This window comes from Streptomyces alanosinicus, assembly GCF_014650595.1.
GTDB lineage: Bacteria > Actinomycetota > Actinomycetes > Streptomycetales > Streptomycetaceae > Streptomyces > Streptomyces alanosinicus.
The window spans coordinates 441,912-457,147 of the sequence record NZ_BMVG01000001.1; the positions used below are offsets into that span (position 1 = coordinate 441,912).

Here is a 15,236-nt window from a genome sequence, read left to right on the forward strand (position 1 = left end):
CGTACTGGCTATCAGGAACCTCAGCCGGTCCGCAGGACGTTCCCCCCACATCACCGGTACGGTCGACCCCGCCCCGCCCGACGCCTCCGAGGAGCCCTGCCTCATGACCACCGCCACCACCCGCCGCGCCGAGCGCCGGGTCAGTCCCGTGTTCCTCGGGATCCTGGCCGTGACGGCGGTCACGGGCTGGGCCACCTGGAGCGGGTTCGCGGCCCGGCCGGGCATAGCCGTGTTCCTGTTCGTGACGGCGGCCTGGATCGTCTCTCTGTGCCTGCACGAGTACGCGCACGCGCGCACCGCCCTGCATGGCGGGGACATCACGGTCGGCGCGAAGGGCTATCTCACGCTGAACCCGCTGAAGTACACCCACGCGCTGCTGAGCATCGTGCTCCCGGTGCTCTTCGTGATCATGGGCGGGATCGGTCTGCCCGGTGGCGCGGTGTTCATCGAGCGCGGCCGGATCCGGGGCCGCTGGAAGCACAGCCTGATCTCGGCGGCCGGTCCGTTGACGAACGCCCTGTTCGCGGCCGTGTGTACGGCCCCTTTCTGGCTGCACGCCCTGGACGGCGTGCCCGCCGACTTCCAGTACGCGCTGGCGTTCCTCGCGCTGCTCCAGGTGACGGCGGCGATCCTGAACTTCCTGCCGGTGCCGGGTCTGGACGGCTACGGCGTGATCGAGCCCTGGCTGTCGTACAAGGTGAAGCGCCAGGTGGAGCCGTTCGCGCAGTTCGGTCTGCTGTTCGTGTTCGCGCTGCTGTGGGTGCCGTCGGTCAACACCGTGTTCTTCGATCTGGTCGACGCCGTCATGCGCGGCCTCGGCGTCGGCGACTTCCACCGCTACTGCGGCCAGGAGCTGTACCGCTTCTGGCAGGGCACCCCGGAGATCTGCCAGGTCAGCCCGTGACGGACTTCTCCCGCGCCGCGGCGATCCGGCCCCGCTTGACGTAGTACCAGGTCATGTTGGACGTCAGACCCGCCAGCAGCACCCAGACGATCCCCAGCCAGCTGCCCTGGACGAAGGAGACGACCGCGGCGGCCACGGAGAGCACACAGACGACGAGGGGGTAGAGGGCGATGCGGGGCATGGGGGCCGGCTCCTTGCGGGGGGACACTGCTTCGCCGACCAGTGTCCCCCATGGGCTCACACGTCCGTGACGCGGAGCCCGGCGTGTGCCTTGTAGCGGCGGTTGACCGAGATCAGGTTCGCGACCAGCGACTCCACCTGGTGGGCGTTGCGCAGCCGCCCGGCGAAGACGCCGCGCATGCCGGGGATGCGCCCGGCCAGCGCCTGCACGATCTCCACGTCGGCCCGCTCCTCGCCGAGCACCATCACATCGGTGTCGATCCGCTCGGTCCCGGGGTCCTGGAGCAGGACGGCCGACAGATGGTGGAAGGCCGCCGCGACGCGGGAGTCCGGCAGCAGGGCGGCGGCCTGCTCGGCGGCGCTGCCCTCCTCGGGCTTGAGGGCGTAGGCGCCCTTCTTGTCGAAGCCGAGCGGGTTGACGCAGTCCACGACGAGCTTGCCGGCCAGTTCGTCGCGCAGCGCCTTCAGGGTGTCGCCGTGGCCCTCCCACGGTACGGCGACGATCACGATGTCGCTGCGGCGCGCGGTCTCGGCGTTGTCGGCGCCCTCGACACCGTGGCCGAGTTCCTGGGCGGCGGCCCGGGCGCGCTCGGCGGCGCGGGACCCGATGATCACCTTCTGGCCGGCCCGGGCGAGCCGGTGGGCGAGGCCCTTGCCCTGCGGTCCGGTGCCGCCGAGCACGCCGACGACGTACCCGGAGACGTCGGGCAGGTCCCAGGGGTCCTTGGCGGGGGCCTTGGCAGGGGTCTGTGCGCTGTCGGTAGAGGTCATGGGCCCGACTCTACGTCCGTGGCGGGCCGGACACCGGTTCAGGTGAGCCGGTGCACCGGGACCCGGCGGAAGGTGATGGTCTCGTAGGCGCTGAAGTCGCCCGTCTCGTAGAGGAGTCCGACCGTGTCCGCGTCGACGCGGACCAGGTCGGAGTAGGCGGCGGGCAGCCCGTCGACGGTGTACGCGGTGCGCCAGGTGGTGCCGCCGTCGGTGGAGGCGCGGATCGTCATCAAGGCGCGGAAGGCGGGGTCGGCGGGGCCGGAGTACAGCAGCAGGCTGGGCTCCCGGAGCTGCAGGACGGCGGCCTCGCAGACCGGCGCGGTCAGCCCGGCCTGCGGGCGGAACGGCTTGACCAGGGTCTTCCCGCCGTCCGTCGAGTGGGCGTCGGCACGGTTGCCGGGGGCGGGCGAGTCGTTGCGGGTGTTGAAATAGACGCGTCCGTCGGGGAGTTCGGCGGCGGTGGTCTCGTTCACGTTGACGTAGCCGTCGGTGTTCTCGTCGACGTACCCGAGATACCAGCTCTCGCCCCGGTCGTCGCTGAGCAGTGCGTGCCCGCTGTTGTACTTCGGCTCGGTGCCGGTGTCGGTGCCGGTGCCGGTGGGCGGCAGGGTGTGGTTGGCGGGGACGAGGACGCGTCCGCCGCCGAGTTGGAGGGCGTGGCCGGGGGTGGTGGCGTACCACCGCCAGCCGGGCCGCTTCACCTGCGCGGTGATGTCCCTGGGCGCGGACCAGGTGGCCCCGTCGTCGTCGCTGTGCCGCACCCACACCCGGCGCCCGTCCGCGTCGTCGATCTGACCGCGCAGAATGGCGTCCTCGGTGGCGAAGGCGGCGGCACGGATGTGGACGAGCAGGATCCGGCCGGTGTCGAGGACGACGGGGGCGGGGTTGCCGGCGAGGTTCTCGCCGTTGCTCGCGGCGACCTGGAGCGGCCCCCAGGTGCGGCCGCCGTCCGTGGACCGCTTGAGCACGATGTCGATGCGCCCGTGGTCGGCGGAGGAGCCGACGCGGCCCTCGCAGAGGGCGAGGAGGGTGCCGGCCCCGGTGGCGACGACCGCCGGGATACGGAAGCTCGCGTAGCCCTCCTGTCCGGCGCGGAAGGGAACGGTGGCCTCGGTCATCGGGCGGCTCCTGGGGTCGTACGGGGACCGGTGGGTGCACGGAGGAGAGGGGAGGAGGGGGAACGTCCCCGGGGTGGGCGAATTCCGGGTGAACTCCGCGTCACAAGTGGCTGGTTGGTGCAGTATGCGGTCGTATGGACGCCGTACGGGTCGCGCTGCTGCGGGAAGTGCTCGCCGGAACCGAGTGGGTGGGCGCCACCCGGCGGTTCGCCGGTGTGCTGCGCGGGTCGGTGGTGGCCCACGGGGGCGGGCTGCTGCTGGTGGGCACGCCCGCGTACGAGCCGTGGCATCTGGCCGCGCATCTGGTGGACGAGGCCGCCTGGTCCGGGACGCCGGAGCTGGCCCCGACGCTGGTACGGCATCACGCGCGCCCCTGCGACCCGCCGCATCTCGCCGTCGGACCGGGGCGGATCGAGGCGGCGCGGCGCGGGGAGACCCTGCTGGTGGTGGCGCCGCAGGAGCCGGCACCGCTGCTGGAACGGGTCCACTCGGCCCGGCGGGCGGGGGTCACGGTACTGGCGCTGGGGCCGTGCGGCGGTGAGCTCGCCGCGATGGCGCACGATGTGCTGGCGGTGCCCGACGAGGCGGAGCTGGACCTGGACACCGTGCAGCATCTGGTCAGCGCGGCGGCCGGGGAGAACGCGGGCGCCTCCAGGGTCCGGCGGGGTCTTCGTGACCGTCTGTCGAGGCTGGCGGAAGTCCTGACGGCACCGCCGCCGGCCCCCTGGTGACCGGCCCCTGCGGCTCATCCGGCTGAGGAAAAGCGGTTGCTGTGGCCGGACCACCGGCCCAGGATGCCTCAGTGCTCTCCGCTCTCCTGCCCGACACGGCCCCCTGGAAGGCCTCCGCCGACTTCCGACGGCTGTGGAAGTCCGGCCTGATCAGCAACTTCGGCAGCTTCCTCACCCTCGTCGCGCTCCCCGTCCAGCTGAAGGACCTGACGCGGTCCACCGCGGCGGTCGGCGCGCTCGGCGCCGTGGAGCTGCTCCCCCTCATCGTCTGCGGTCTCTACGGCGGCGCCCTCGCCGACGCGCTCGACAAGCGGCGGCTGATCGTGTGGACGGAGGCCGGTCAGGGCCTGCTCAGTGCCGCCCTGCTGCTGAACGCGCTGCTCCCGCACCCCGCGGTGTGGCCGCTGTACGCCGTCGCCGCCCTCTCCTGCGCCCTGGTCTCCGTGCAGCGCCCGGCGCTGGACTCCCTGTGGCCCCGGATCGTCGCCCACGACGACATGCCCGCCGCGGCCTCGCTGAACTCGCTGCGCTGGACGGTCGGCGGAGTCGCCGGCCCGGCGCTCGCGGGCGTGGTCGTCGCCTGCGCGGGCCTCGGCTGGGCCTACGCCGCCGACCTGCTGACCTTCGCCCTCTCGCTGGCGTACATCGTGCGGATCGCCCCCTCCCCCGCCTCCCACGAAGCGGCGCGGCCCTCACTGAACGCCATCCTGGAGGGCGCCCGGTACGCCTGGAGCCGCAAGGAACTCCTCGGCACCTATGCCGTCGACCTCGCGGCGATGGCCCTGGCCATGCCGCTCGCCGTGCTGCCGTTCCTCGCCGACGAGCTGCATGCCGGCTGGGCGCTCGGGCTGATGTACGCGAGCATCCCGGCCGGCTCCCTGCTGGTGAGCCTGACCAGCGGCTGGACCTCCCGGATCCACCGGCACGGGCTGATGGTGGTGCTGTCGGCCATCGGCTGGGGCCTGGCGGTCGCGGCGGCCGGAGTCTCGCGCGACGTGTGGCCGGTGCTGCTGTTCCTGGCCGTCGGCGGCGGCTTCGACATGGTCTCCGGGATCTTCCGGGCCTCGATGTGGAACCAGACGATCCCGGACGAGCTGCGCGGCCGGCTGGCCGGGATCGAGCTGCTGTCCTACTCGGTGGGCCCGCAGCTCGGCCAGGTCAGGGCGGGTTCGCTGGCCGCCTGGGCGGGCGTACGGACCTCGGTGCTGTCCGGCGGGCTGGCGTGCGCGGGCGCCGTCGGTCTGCTCGCGCTGTGTCTGCCGGGCCTGCTGAGGTACGACGCCCGCACCAACGGACACGCCGTACGGATGCGGGCGCGACGCGCCGCGGACGCTCGGCCGACCGGCTGATCAGGTGTCGTCGGCGTCGCCCTGGCGGGCCTTGTCGTGCCAGCGCGGGTCGGTGTCCCATTCCAGGTTGCGCTCGGCTGCCGTGTCCATCGCCCGCTGGGCCTCCTGCGGGGAGGCGTACGGCCCGAAGCGGTCCTTGCCGGGGCAGTCCGGGCCCTCCTCGACCTTCTTGTGCTCCAGGCAGTAGTACCACTCGCCCGGCTTGCCGACGGTGCGCTTCTTGAACAGGGGCATGACCAGCTCCTCTCGCCACCGACATGTTCCCCCATGCCGGCTGGTTAGACTCGCTGGCATGTCTGGCCAGTCGCTGCTCGTCCCAGGGGAGATGTCCCCCACCCGTTCGGTACCCGGCAACATCCGCCGCCCCGAGTACGTCGGCAAGCCCGCGCCGACGCCGTACACGGGGCCGGAGGTGCAGACCCCGGAAACCATCGAGGCGATGTGGGTCGCCGGCCGTATCGCCGCGCAGGCGATGGCGGAGGCCGCGAAGATCATCGCGCCCGGCGTCACCACGGACCAGCTGGACAAGGTCGCGCACGCCTACATGTGCGACCACGGCGCCTATCCGTCCACGCTCGGCTACCGCGGCTTCCCGAAGTCGCTGTGCACGTCGGTGAACGAGGTCATCTGCCACGGCATCCCGGACTCGACGGTCCTTCACGACGGCGACATCGTCAACCTGGACGTGACCGCGTACATCGGCGGGGTGCACGGCGACAACAACGCCACCTACCTGGTCGGGGACGTGGACGAGGAGTCGCGGCTGCTGGTGGAGCGGACCCGTGAGTCCCTGAACCGCGCGATCAAGGCGGTCAAGCCGGGCCGGCAGATCAATGTCATCGGCCGTGTCATCGAGTCCTACGCCAAGCGCTTCGGCTACGGAGTGGTCCGTGACTTCACCGGCCACGGGATCAACTCCTCCTTCCACTCCGGCCTGATCGTCCCGCACTACGACAGCCCGCACGCGACGACGGTCATGCAGCCGGGCATGACGTTCACGATCGAGCCGATGCTGACGCTGGGCACCCACGAGTACGACATGTGGGACGACGGCTGGACGGTCGTGACGAAGGACCGCAGGCGGACGGCCCAGTTCGAGCACACACTGGTGGTGACGGAGAGCGGCGCGGAGATCCTCACCCTGCCGTAGAGCCTGTCGTGGACCGCGCGCGCCCGGCCCGCCCTCTGCGAGGGCGGGCTTTCTCTTGTAGAATTTTACCGACATGGTGTCGGCAAGTGTCGCCGAGATGCGCAGAGGACGGCCTCATGGACTCCTTCTCGACCCTGATCCGCACCGCGTCCCACGAGCAGCATGTGGCGGCGGAGACCTCGACGTTCATGAGCGACCTGCTCGGCGGCCGGCTGGGCGTGGCCGCCTACGCCCGCTACACCGAGCAGCTGTGGTTCGTGTACGAGGCCCTGGAGAGCGGCGCCGGGCGGCTGGCCGCGGATCCGGTGGCGGGACCGTTCATCCGGCCCGAGCTGCTGCGGCTGGCCGCGCTGGAGCGGGACCTGGCGCATCTGCGGGGTCCGCACTGGCGGGCGGGGCTGAGCGCCCTGCCCGCGACCCGGGCGTACGCGAACCGGATCCGCGTGTGCGCCACGCACTGGCCCGGCGGTTACGTCGCCCACCACTACACCCGGTATCTGGGCGATCTGTCCGGCGGCCAGATCATCCGCGACCGGGCGGAGAAGACCTGGGGCTTCGCGAAGAAGGGCGACGGCGTCCGCTTCTACGTCTTCGAGGGCGTCCCCAACCCGGCCGCGTTCAAGCGGAGTTACCGCGATCTGCTGGACGCGGTCGACGCGGACGAGCTGGAGAAGCAGCGGATCACCGCCGAGTGCAGGCGGGCGTTCACCCTGAACACGGCCGTCTTCCATGCCCTGAGCACGGAGTTCCCGCTGACCGCCTAGGCCTGGCGGCCGCGGGGCGCTGTGAGGGCCTGACGCTCCAGGAAGACCCGGCCGCCGATCTCCACCCACCCGTGGGGCTGTGGTGCGGTCAGGATCTGGGAGCCCTTGCCCTGGGTGATGTTCAGGGCGCGGCCCAGCTGTTCGGTGAGGAGGATGGCCGCCGCGCCGGTGGCCTCGTCCTCGTCGATACCGTCTCCGCGGCCGGGGAAGGCGCGGGCGCGGATCCGTCCGGCCGCCTCGTCCTCCCAGGCCCAGGCGTAGATCCATTCGCCCGGTGGCGGCACGTCGAGGGCGTCGACCTCGGCGGGGGTGGCGTGGCGGCGCAGGGTGCGCGGCGGGGCCCACTCCGCCCGTGCCTCGATCCAGCTGAACTCGCCGTCGAGCCGGGCGCCCACCACTCCGGCGGGCGTGCGCAGTTCGGGCACGTCGAGCAGCCAGGCCGTGCCGACGCAGGGGTGTCCGGCGAAGGGCAGGCGCAGGGTGGGTGTGTAGATGTCTATCGCGCCGCGCTCGGGGTCGTCCACGAACACGGTCTCGCTGAAGCCGAGTTCGGCCGCCAGCGCCTGCCGGTCGCTCCGCCCGGGCAGCACGGAGCCGTCACGGACGACACCGAGCGCGTTGCCGTGGCCGCCGTTCGGTCCGCAGAAGACACGGAGTACGTCGTAGTCAGTCACGAGGGAATTGAAACATCGCGGCGGCGGCGAGCGCGTGCCAGGCGGGGGCGCCGCCGGGGAGCGGACGCGTGACGGTGGGCACGACGGCGTAAGGGAGTTCGGCGAGGGCCTCGCCGTAGGCCCGTTCCAGGTGGGCCCGTTGGCGTTCGACGCCCGGCCCCGGGGGAAGGGCGGCGAGCCGTGCCATGTGGTACGCGTGCGCCTCTTCGATCTTCTCGGCGCCGCGCCACTGTTCGCCGGCCGCGGGAAGCTGTTCCAGCACGACACTGTCGGGTCTGCGGCCCTCCGCCAGCGCCGCCACCGCCCGGTCGTGGCCGTCGAGGAGCAGCCAGCCGTCGAGGAAGCTCACCCACCACAGCAGGACCGGCGCGGCAGCGCCCTCGCGGACCAGTTTGCGCTGTGCCCTGACCCGGCCGGAGCCCGGGGGCGAGAGCGGGCGCAGCGGGACGACTCCGTGCCAGCCGCCGCCGCACGACAGTTCGAGCGTGCCGCCGGGCCACTCCCGCACGAGGTCCTCCTCCCAGATGCCGGGCGGGAATCCGGTGCGCAGGGCCAGCTCCCAGCGGCCGTCGGCCAGCGGGGTCCCGGTGGCCTCCTCCAGCCGGCGCGCGTACTCGTGCGGCCAGTTGACGGACGAGCGCTGTCGCGCCGCGGTCAGAGGCGGCAGGGGTGAGCGGTAGCCGCCGAGGCGGTGCAGACGCAGTTCGGGGCAGCAGGACGCGCCGGGGACGGCCGAGCGGCCGAGCAGCAGGGGCCGCTCGCCCTGGCGCAGGAGCAGCAGTCTGCCGTCGTCGGTCGTCTCGAAGCGGAGCTGTGGCGGCTCGGGCCGGTCCCGGATGTCCAGCACCAGCCGGCCCTCCCCCAGCAGTTCCCTGCGCGCGTTCCCCATGCCGTCCACCCTCCCACCCGGCCCGGCCCGGCGGTCCTCCAGGTCACGGTGTGGCTGCTGTATCCGGTCCCGGCGCTCGCCGTGTTCTTCGCCCCGGTAGGGTTCGCCTCCGGGAAGGGGAAGGTGAAGGGACCCGATGAGCAGGGATCGCAGCCCGCGCAGGCTCCGCAGGTGTGAGAGGAACGTGCTGCTCCGCAGACGTGGCCGGAACACACTCATGGCGGCCTCGCTGACCGCTCTGTCGCTGACGGCGAGCGGGTGCATGGTGGTGCACGGGGAGCGGGAGATGCTTCCCTCCGCCACCCGCGCCGAGGCCGCGAAGGCGGTCACCGCGTTCACGGCCGCGTACAACAAGGCCGACAAGGCCTTCGACAGCTCCCTGGACGCGCCCTATCTCACCGGCCCGTTCGGTGACATCACCGCCGCGCGGCTGAAGGCGGGGCACACCAACAGCCCCTCCGGCAACCCGAACCATGTGCCGCTGAAGCTGTCGGACGTGAAGATCACGATCCCGAAGAAGGCCGGCTGGCCGCGCTGGTTCGTCGCCGACGCGCAGGGCAACAAGACCGGCAGGGCCCGCTGGCTGATGGTCTTCACCCGGGGCGACCTCGGCGCGCGCTGGCGGGTGGCGTATGTGACCCTCGTGGCGCCCGGCGCCGTACCGCGGTTCACGACGGACAAGGACGGCTGGGCGCAGGCGGTACCGGCCGGCTCCGCCCAACTCGCCGTCACCCCGGGGAAGTTGAGCGCGGAGTACGCAACGTATCTGAAGAAGGGCGGGCAGGGCTTCGCCGACGGCTCGTACACCAGCGTGGAGCGCGCCGACCGGGCGAAGCGGGCCAACAAGCCCGGTCTGGTCACGCAGTTCATCGACAGGCCGCTGACGAGCGGCGACTACGCGCCGCTGGCGCTGCGCACCGAGGCGGGCGGGGCGCTGGTGTTCTTCACCACGCACCACTACGAGAAGCAGACCGCCGCCGCCGGAACCACCGTGCCGGTCCCGAACAAGGACGTGCGGGCCCTGACCAAGGGCGAGGTGAACCAGTCCCTGACCCTGGAGTTCATGTCCGCCGAGGTCGCCCTGGACCCGACGGGCAGCGGCAAGGTGTCGGTGCTGGGACGGGTGCCGGGTCTGACGGCGGCACAGGGCAGCTGAGACCCGAGGACGCCGACCACGCCGAGCACTCCACGTGCTCCGCGCGCCTAGTGCCGCAGGGGCCAGGCCGCGCCTTCCCCGCTCGTGCCGGCGTGGCGCCCGCATTCGTCCGTGAGGATCTCCAGCAGGCTCAGCGGATCCGGCAGGGGCTGTTCCGGGCCGCGGCCCGGTACCCAGCGCACCCGCCGACCGTCGTCGCCGGGCAGCCGGGCGGGCGGTACGAGCACATACGACCCCCGGCAGTGCCAGCGCAGCCCCGGGTGCTCGTCCATGGTCTCGGGGTGGCAGTCCAGCTCGCACGGCCACCACTCGTCCTCGTCCTCGGGGGTGCCGCGGGTGAGGGTGAAGAACAGCATGCGTCCGTCGTCGCTCTCGGCGACCGGACCGACCTCGACGCCGCTGCCGAGCAGTCGGTCGAGGGCCTCCCGGCCGGCCTGAAGAGGCACGTCGAGGACGTCGTGGGTCATGCCGGTGGCGGTGATGAAGTTGGCCTGCGGCTGATGCCGGGCCCAGCGCTCGACCTGGGCGCGGTCGGTGGTGGACTGGGTCTGCCAGGCGAACGACACCGGGTGCCGGGCCGGGGTGGGACAGCCCACGCGGTCACAGGAACAGCGGTAGCCGGGGGCGGGGTGCGCGGCGGGGGCGAGCGGCAGGCCCGCCGCGGCGGCGGCCACCAGCAGGGCCTCACGGCCGCCGTCGTCGGCGGCGGCCTCCCTCGGGCGTCGTCCGAGCAGCCACTGGGAGAGTTTGCCCTGCCGGCCGGACCGGCCGCCGAACGTCGCGCTCATCAATCGCCTCGCCTCGGTGGTCGCCTCGCGGTGTGCGGACAGCATGCCTTATCGTCCCATCTTCCTGCGCTTCGGGGTGCCAGGGGCGGTTTCGGCGGAACCGGACGGGATCCGCCGCACGGCCGGCGGGCCGCCGAGGCTACGCGGGCGGCGCCGGCGGCGGCCACGCATCGCCCCAGTCGGCGTCCCGGGCCGCCTTGTACAGGTCGCCGTGGCGTTTGGTGACCGTCGTACGCGCCAGGCGTTCGTCGGCCTCGCACAGGTCCAGCAGCACCTGGCCCTTACGGATCTGGGGGCGCCGGACGATCCGGGAGGGGGCGGGCCGGGCGGGCAGCCGGGTGGCGACGACGTAGGAGAACTTCTCGTCCTCGTACGGGAGGCTGCCGCCCTTGACCTGGCGGTGCAGCGAGGAGCGGGTCACCCGGGCGGAGAAGTGGCACCAGTCCTTGCCCGCTTCGATGGGGCAGGCGGCGCTGTGCGGGCAGGGGGCGGCGATGTGCAGTCCGGCGCGGACGAGCCGGTCGCGGGCCTCGATCACCCGGGCGTATCCGGCCGGGGTGCCGGCCTCCACGATCACCACGGCCGGGGCGGCGGCCGCGGCGGCGTCCACGAGGGCGGCGCGGTCGCGCTCGGAGAGTTCGTTGAGGACGTACGACACCGTGACGAGATCGGTGTCGTCCAGGCTGAGGTCGGCGCCGATCCGGGCGCGCCGCCAGCGGGCGCCGGTCAGGGCCGGGTTGGCGGCGGCGATCTCCCGGCCGAGCGCGAGGGCGGGCTCGGCCCAGTCCAGCACGGTGACGCCGCGCTCGCCGGGCCAGGTCGCGGTGACGGCCCAGGTGGCAGCGCCGGTGCCGCCGCCGACGTCGGTGTGGCTGCGGGGCGTCCAGTCGGGCACGGCCGCGGCCAACGCCTCCAGCGCGGTGTGGACCGCCTCGAAGGTGGCCGGCATCCGGTAGGCGGCGTAGGCGATCACATCGGCGCGGTCGCGGAGGATCGGGGTGTGGGTGGGGGTGTCGCCCCGGTAGTTGGCGATGAGCCGCTCGACGGCTGTGGCGGCTTGCCTGGGCGGGAGTCCGTCGAGCAGTTCGGCGAGGCTCCTGCGGAGGGCTTCGGCCGGGGGTACGGGGGCGTTCACCCGGTGATTCTATGGCGCCCGGCGCCGGTGCCGGTCCGCTCGGCCGGCTGTGACGCGGGCCTCAGATCACCGCCCTCGCCAGCCGGGTCGCCAGTGCCGCCCTCGGTGCGCTGTCCGGCGGCCGGCGGCGCGGGTGGACCGTGTTGGCCAGCAGGACCAGGAACGTGTCCGTCCTCGGGTCGAGGACGAGTGACGTGCCCGTGAACCCCGTGTGCCCCGCCGCCCCCGCGCCCGCGAGTTCGCCCATGAACCACGGCTGGTCGAGGGCGAAGCCCAGCCCCGGCGGGGTGAACAGCAGCTCGACGAAGTCGGGGCCGAGGATGCGGGCGGGGCCGTAGGAGCCGCCGGCGAGCAGGGCGCGGCAGAAGACCGCCAGGTCGGGGGCGGTGGAGAAGAGACCCGCGTGTCCGGCGACCCCGCCGAGCGCCCAGGCGTTCTCGTCGTGGACCACGCCCCGCAGCATCCCGCGGTCCGTCTTGGCCCAGGGCCGCCGCTGGTCCTCGGTGGCGGCCGCGCCCCGGCAGGGGCCGAAGGTGGTGGCCGTCATGCCGAGCGGGCGGGTGATGCCCTCCTGGACGAGGACGTCGAGGCTGCGGCCGGTGATGCGCTCCAGCACGGACTGGAGCAGCAGCATGTTCAGGTCCGAGTACCGGTACCGGCCGGGCGGGCCGGTCGGGGCCTCGGCGCGCAGCCGGGCCAGGCGGGTGGCGTCGTCCGGGCAGTCGTACAGCGGGAGTTCGGGGCGGAGCCCGGAGGTGTGGGTGAGCAGCCGGCGCACGGTGATGCCATGGGCGGCCGCGGCGTGGAGGTCGGGGAGGTAGTCGCCGACCCGGGCGTCCATGCCGAGGGTGCCGCGCTCGATCTGCTGCACGACGGCGACGGAGGTGAACAGCTTGGTGAGGGAGGCCAGGTCGAAGGGGGTGTCGACGGTGGCGGGGACCCGGGCGGCGGGCGGCAGTTCGACACCGGTGTCGGTCTCGGGGTCGTAGCCGCAGTAGCGGACGGCGAAGCCCGACGCCTCGGCCACGGCGATCACGGGTCCGCGGCCGGCCAGCACGACGGCGCCGGGCGCCCAGGGGCGGTCACCGGCGGTGAGGGCGTGCACCTCGCCGACCAGGTGCCCGAGCTCCACGGGGTCGAGCCCGGCCCGTTCCGGTGTGTCGGCGCGCAGTCTCGGTGCGCTCAGTTCTCGTCTCCCTCCGGCCCCGCAAGGGTGTTCCCCCGCGTGTTCCAGGGACGGCACATTCCCATGAAGCAGGCCGCCGCGACCAGTGCCCCGGTCAGTTGGACCACGGCCATGGGTACGGCGGTGTGCTCTCCGGCGACGCCGACGAGCGGCGAGGCGACCGCGCCGACGAGGAAGGAGGAGGTGCCGAGCAGCGCGGAGGCGGAGCCGGCGGCGTGCCGGGTGCGCAGCAGGGCCAGGGACTGGGCGTTGGGGAGGGTGATGCCCATCGCCGACATCAGGACGAAGAGCGCGGCCGCGACGGGGGCCAGGCCGACCTCGCCGAGGGCGCCGGCCGACATCAGCAGCAGGGCACTCGCGGCGAGCACGATCACCGCGAGGCCGCAGGCCAGCACCTTCTCCAGGGCGACCCGGCCGACCAGCAGCTTGCCGTTGATCTGCCCGGCGATCACCAGTCCGACCGAGTTGAGGCCGAACAGCAGACTGAAGGTCTGCGGGGAGGCGCCGTAGATCTCCTGGATGACGAAGGGGGACGCGGATATGTACGCGAACAGCGCGGCGAAGGCGAAGCCGCCGGCCAGCATGTAGCCGGTGAAGGGCAGGTCGGCGAGCAGCCCGCGCATGGCGCGCAGGGCCGCCCCGGCTCCCCCGGTGTGCCGCTCGGCGGGCGGCAGCGTCTCGGGCAGCCGCAGCCGGACGAGCGCGGCGAGCAGCGCACCGACCGCGGTGAGGACGACGAACACGCCCCGCCAGTCCGTCACCCGCAGGATCTGCCCGCCGATCAGCGGCGCGACGACCGGCGCGACCCCGGAGACCAGCATCAGGGTGGAGAAGAAGCGGGCCAGGGCCACGCCGTCGTACAGGTCGCGTACGACGGCTCGTGCGATGACGATCCCGGCCGCGCCGGCGAGGCCCTGCACCAGCCGGAGGGCGACCAGCGTCTCGACGTTCGGTGCGAGGGCGCACAGGGCGGTCGCGAGGAGGTAGCCGGCGAGGCCGGCGAGGAGCGGCCGGCGGCGGCCCCAGCGGTCGCTCAGCGGGCCGACGACCAGCTGCCCGAGGGCCATGCCCAGCAGGCATGCGGTGAGGGTGAGCTGGACGGTGGCGGCGGGCGCGTCAAGGGATCCGGTGACCTCCGGCAGGGCCGGGAGGTACATGTCCATGGCGAGCGGGGGTGTCGCGGTGAGGCCGCCGAGGACGAGGGTGACGAGCAGGCCGGTGCGGGGGCCGGCGGCGGACGGCCGGGCAGGGGTGGCCGGGTGCCGGGTCCTCGGCGTCGGCGCCGCCGCGTGCTCGTGCATGCGTCCCTCCCCTGTCCGAAGCCACCTGATAGGACACGACCGGCACCTATGCTCTCAGCTCGTACAGAGTGCCGGGGTACGCATGAGCGAGGGCGGGGCCATGGGAGAGAAGGTGCGCTGGGGGATCCTGGCGACGGGCGGGATCGCGGCGGCGTTCGCGGCCGACCTGGTCGACCTGCCGGACGCGGAGATCGCCGCGGTGGCCTCGCGGCGGCGGGAGTCGGCGCAGGCGTTCGCGGAGCGGTTCGGGGCGGGGCGGGCGTACGGCGACTGGGAGTCGCTGGCGGTGGATCCGGACATCGATGTCGTGTACGTCGCCACCCCGCACTCGGCGCACCGGGCGGCGGCCGGGCTGTGCCTGGCGGCGGGCCGCAACGTGCTGTGCGAGAAGCCGTTCACGCTGAACCTGCGCGAGACGGAGGAACTCGTCGCGCTGGCGCGCACCCACGACCGCTTCCTGATGGAGGCGATGTGGACGTACTGCAATCCGCTGGTCCGGCGGCTGAAGGCGCTCGTGGACGACGGGGTGATCGGCGACGTGCGCACCGTGCAGGCCGACTTCGGACTGGCCGGACCGTTCCCGCCGGCGCACCGGCTGCGGGATCCGGCCCTCGGCGGCGGGGCGCTGCTGGACCTGGGCGTGTACCCGGTGTCGTTCGCGCAGCTGCTGCTGGGCGAGCCGGACGCGGTCGCGGGGAGCGCGCTGCTCTCGCCGGAGGGCGTCGATCTGCAGACGGGCGCGGTGCTGTCCTGGGCGAGCGGGGCGCTGGCCGTGCTGCACTGCTCGATCGCGGGCGGTACGGGCGGCACGGCCTCGGTGACCGGTTCGCGCGGCCGGATCGACGTGCCGTCCGGGTTCTTCCACCCGGAGCGGTTCGTGCTGCACCGCGACGGCCGTGATCCGCAGGAGTTCACCGCCGACCCGGGCGACGGGCCGCGCGCCACCCTGCGGCACGAGGCGGCCGAGGTGATGCGGGCGCTGCGGGCCGGCGAGAAGGAGTCGCCGCTGGTGCCGCTGGAGGGCTCGCTCGCGGTGATGCGGACGCTGGACGCGCTGCGGGAGCGGATCGGGGTGCGGTATCCGGGCGAGGAGCCGGCCGGCCTCCCCGGATAACCGTATGGCGGACATGGTATTCCGCA

17 protein-coding genes and 1 pseudogene are annotated in these 15,236 nt (G+C 73.2%); 8 read left to right on the forward strand and 10 right to left on the reverse strand.

The annotated features are described in order from the left end of the window. Positions 1-103 precede the first annotated feature (103 nt). On the forward strand, positions 104-904 hold the full coding sequence (locus IE277_RS01960; RefSeq protein ID WP_189947854.1) for a site-2 protease family protein: 801 nt from the start codon (positions 104-106) through the stop codon (positions 902-904). Here IE277_RS01960 and IE277_RS01965 read toward each other — a convergent pair. The 3 genes from IE277_RS01965 to IE277_RS01975 are packed head-to-tail and all read right to left on the reverse strand — an operon-like array spanning position 894 to position 2,973. Next, on the reverse strand, positions 894-1,085 hold the full coding sequence (locus IE277_RS01965) for a hypothetical protein (protein WP_189947856.1): 192 nt from the start codon (positions 1,083-1,085) through the stop codon (positions 894-896). The two genes, IE277_RS01960 and IE277_RS01965, sit on opposite strands and share 11 nt — an antisense overlap. 56 nt (positions 1,086-1,141) lie before the next feature. Continuing rightward, positions 1,142-1,855, reverse strand: a complete 714-nt coding sequence (gene npdG, locus IE277_RS01970; RefSeq protein WP_189947858.1) for an NADPH-dependent F420 reductase — start codon at positions 1,853-1,855, stop codon at positions 1,142-1,144. A gap of 38 nt (positions 1,856-1,893) precedes the next feature. Further along, the gene (locus IE277_RS01975; RefSeq protein WP_189947860.1) at positions 1,894-2,973 is read right to left on the reverse strand and encodes a sialidase family protein; all 1,080 of its coding nucleotides are present in this window, start codon (positions 2,971-2,973) and stop codon (positions 1,894-1,896) included. Positions 2,974-3,107: 134 nt separating this feature from the next. On the opposite strand from IE277_RS01975, the gene IE277_RS01980 reads away from it, so the two are divergent. Both IE277_RS01980 and IE277_RS01985 read left to right on the forward strand, forming a co-directional pair. Then, the gene (locus tag IE277_RS01980) at positions 3,108-3,704 is read left to right on the forward strand and encodes a hypothetical protein (RefSeq protein ID WP_189947862.1); all 597 of its coding nucleotides are present in this window, start codon (positions 3,108-3,110) and stop codon (positions 3,702-3,704) included. A 71-nt stretch (positions 3,705-3,775) separates the two neighbouring features. Next, the gene (locus IE277_RS01985; RefSeq protein WP_229880488.1) at positions 3,776-5,053 is read left to right on the forward strand and encodes an MFS transporter; all 1,278 of its coding nucleotides are present in this window, start codon (positions 3,776-3,778) and stop codon (positions 5,051-5,053) included. On the opposite strand, the gene IE277_RS01990 is transcribed toward IE277_RS01985, so the two are convergent. Continuing rightward, positions 5,054-5,287: a hypothetical protein gene (locus IE277_RS01990; protein WP_189947866.1), complete on the reverse strand. Its 234-nt coding sequence runs from the start codon at positions 5,285-5,287 to the stop codon at positions 5,054-5,056. 58 nt (positions 5,288-5,345) lie between these two features. Between IE277_RS01990 and map the strand changes: the two genes are divergently transcribed. Together map and IE277_RS02000 are read left to right on the forward strand one after the other, a co-directional pair. Beyond that, positions 5,346-6,203, forward strand: a complete 858-nt coding sequence (gene map / locus IE277_RS01995; RefSeq protein ID WP_189947868.1) for a type I methionyl aminopeptidase — start codon at positions 5,346-5,348, stop codon at positions 6,201-6,203. A 116-nt stretch (positions 6,204-6,319) separates the two neighbouring features. Further along, complete coding sequence (locus IE277_RS02000) at positions 6,320-6,967, forward strand: biliverdin-producing heme oxygenase (protein WP_189947870.1); 648 nt, start codon at positions 6,320-6,322, stop codon at positions 6,965-6,967. On the opposite strand, the gene IE277_RS02005 is transcribed toward IE277_RS02000, so the two are convergent. Together IE277_RS02005 and IE277_RS02010 are read right to left on the reverse strand one after the other, a co-directional pair. Then, on the reverse strand, positions 6,964-7,641 hold the full coding sequence (locus IE277_RS02005) for a PhzF family phenazine biosynthesis protein (protein ID WP_189947873.1): 678 nt from the start codon (positions 7,639-7,641) through the stop codon (positions 6,964-6,966). The genes IE277_RS02000 and IE277_RS02005 overlap by 4 nt on opposite strands. Further along, on the reverse strand, positions 7,634-8,530 hold the full coding sequence (locus tag IE277_RS02010; RefSeq protein ID WP_189947875.1) for a hypothetical protein: 897 nt from the start codon (positions 8,528-8,530) through the stop codon (positions 7,634-7,636). Before IE277_RS02010 ends, IE277_RS02005 begins: the two co-directional genes overlap by 8 nt. Before the next feature lie 18 nt (positions 8,531-8,548). Between IE277_RS02010 and IE277_RS46920 the strand changes: the two are divergent. Together IE277_RS46920 and IE277_RS02015 are read left to right on the forward strand one after the other, a co-directional pair. After that, positions 8,549-8,707, forward strand: a pseudogene (locus tag IE277_RS46920) (iron transporter); the annotation flags it as partial. Beyond that, positions 8,667-9,686, forward strand: a complete 1,020-nt coding sequence (locus tag IE277_RS02015; protein WP_189947877.1) for an SCO2278 family lipoprotein — start codon at positions 8,667-8,669, stop codon at positions 9,684-9,686. The pseudogene IE277_RS46920 and the gene IE277_RS02015, both read left to right, overlap by 41 nt. A gap of 47 nt (positions 9,687-9,733) precedes the next feature. On the opposite strand, the gene IE277_RS02020 is transcribed toward IE277_RS02015, so the two are convergent. The 4 genes from IE277_RS02020 to IE277_RS02035 form a co-directional block, all read right to left on the reverse strand. Continuing rightward, positions 9,734-10,474 (reverse strand): bifunctional DNA primase/polymerase, encoded by a 741-nt coding sequence (locus tag IE277_RS02020; protein WP_189949161.1) that lies wholly within the window; start codon positions 10,472-10,474, stop codon positions 9,734-9,736. A gap of 139 nt (positions 10,475-10,613) precedes the next feature. Beyond that, on the reverse strand, positions 10,614-11,609 hold the full coding sequence (locus IE277_RS02025; RefSeq protein ID WP_189947879.1) for a small ribosomal subunit Rsm22 family protein: 996 nt from the start codon (positions 11,607-11,609) through the stop codon (positions 10,614-10,616). A gap of 61 nt (positions 11,610-11,670) precedes the next feature. Next, positions 11,671-12,852 carry a serine hydrolase domain-containing protein gene (locus tag IE277_RS02030; protein WP_189947881.1) on the reverse strand — a complete coding sequence of 394 codons (1,182 nt, stop codon included), beginning with the start codon at positions 12,850-12,852 and terminating at the stop codon, positions 11,671-11,673. Then, positions 12,792-14,096, reverse strand: a complete 1,305-nt coding sequence (locus IE277_RS02035) for a multidrug effflux MFS transporter (RefSeq protein WP_189947884.1) — start codon at positions 14,094-14,096, stop codon at positions 12,792-12,794. The genes IE277_RS02030 and IE277_RS02035 overlap by 61 nt, the downstream gene beginning before the upstream one ends. An 82-nt stretch (positions 14,097-14,178) precedes the next feature. Here IE277_RS02035 and IE277_RS02040 point away from each other — a divergent pair, with 82 nt between their 5' ends. Then, positions 14,179-15,210 (forward strand): Gfo/Idh/MocA family protein, encoded by a 1,032-nt coding sequence (locus IE277_RS02040; RefSeq protein WP_229880491.1) that lies wholly within the window; start codon positions 14,179-14,181, stop codon positions 15,208-15,210. Positions 15,211-15,236: the final 26 nt, after the last annotated feature.

What these genes read in the sequence shown, in the direction of transcription:
- IE277_RS01960 (WP_189947854.1), top strand. Translation starts at nt 104, where the DNA reads ATGACCACCGCCACCACCCGCCGCGCCGAGCGCCGGGTCAGTCCCGTG.
- IE277_RS01965 (WP_189947856.1), bottom strand. Translation starts at nt 1,085, where the DNA reads ATGCCCCGCATCGCCCTCTACCCCCTCGTCGTCTGTGTGCTCTCCGTG.
- npdG (WP_189947858.1), bottom strand. Translation starts at nt 1,855, where the DNA reads ATGACCTCTACCGACAGCGCACAGACCCCTGCCAAGGCCCCCGCCAAG.
- IE277_RS01975 (WP_189947860.1), bottom strand. Translation starts at nt 2,973, where the DNA reads ATGACCGAGGCCACCGTTCCCTTCCGCGCCGGACAGGAGGGCTACGCG.
- IE277_RS01980 (WP_189947862.1), top strand. Translation starts at nt 3,108, where the DNA reads ATGGACGCCGTACGGGTCGCGCTGCTGCGGGAAGTGCTCGCCGGAACC.
- IE277_RS01990 (WP_189947866.1), bottom strand. Translation starts at nt 5,287, where the DNA reads ATGCCCCTGTTCAAGAAGCGCACCGTCGGCAAGCCGGGCGAGTGGTAC.
- map (WP_189947868.1), top strand. Translation starts at nt 5,346, where the DNA reads ATGTCTGGCCAGTCGCTGCTCGTCCCAGGGGAGATGTCCCCCACCCGT.
- IE277_RS02000 (WP_189947870.1), top strand. Translation starts at nt 6,320, where the DNA reads ATGGACTCCTTCTCGACCCTGATCCGCACCGCGTCCCACGAGCAGCAT.
- IE277_RS02010 (WP_189947875.1), bottom strand. Translation starts at nt 8,530, where the DNA reads ATGGGGAACGCGCGCAGGGAACTGCTGGGGGAGGGCCGGCTGGTGCTG.
- IE277_RS02015 (WP_189947877.1), top strand. Translation starts at nt 8,667, where the DNA reads ATGAGCAGGGATCGCAGCCCGCGCAGGCTCCGCAGGTGTGAGAGGAAC.
- IE277_RS02020 (WP_189949161.1), bottom strand. Translation starts at nt 10,474, where the DNA reads ATGAGCGCGACGTTCGGCGGCCGGTCCGGCCGGCAGGGCAAACTCTCC.
- IE277_RS02035 (WP_189947884.1), bottom strand. Translation starts at nt 14,096, where the DNA reads ATGCACGAGCACGCGGCGGCGCCGACGCCGAGGACCCGGCACCCGGCC.
- IE277_RS02040 (WP_229880491.1), top strand. Translation starts at nt 14,179, where the DNA reads ATGAGCGAGGGCGGGGCCATGGGAGAGAAGGTGCGCTGGGGGATCCTG.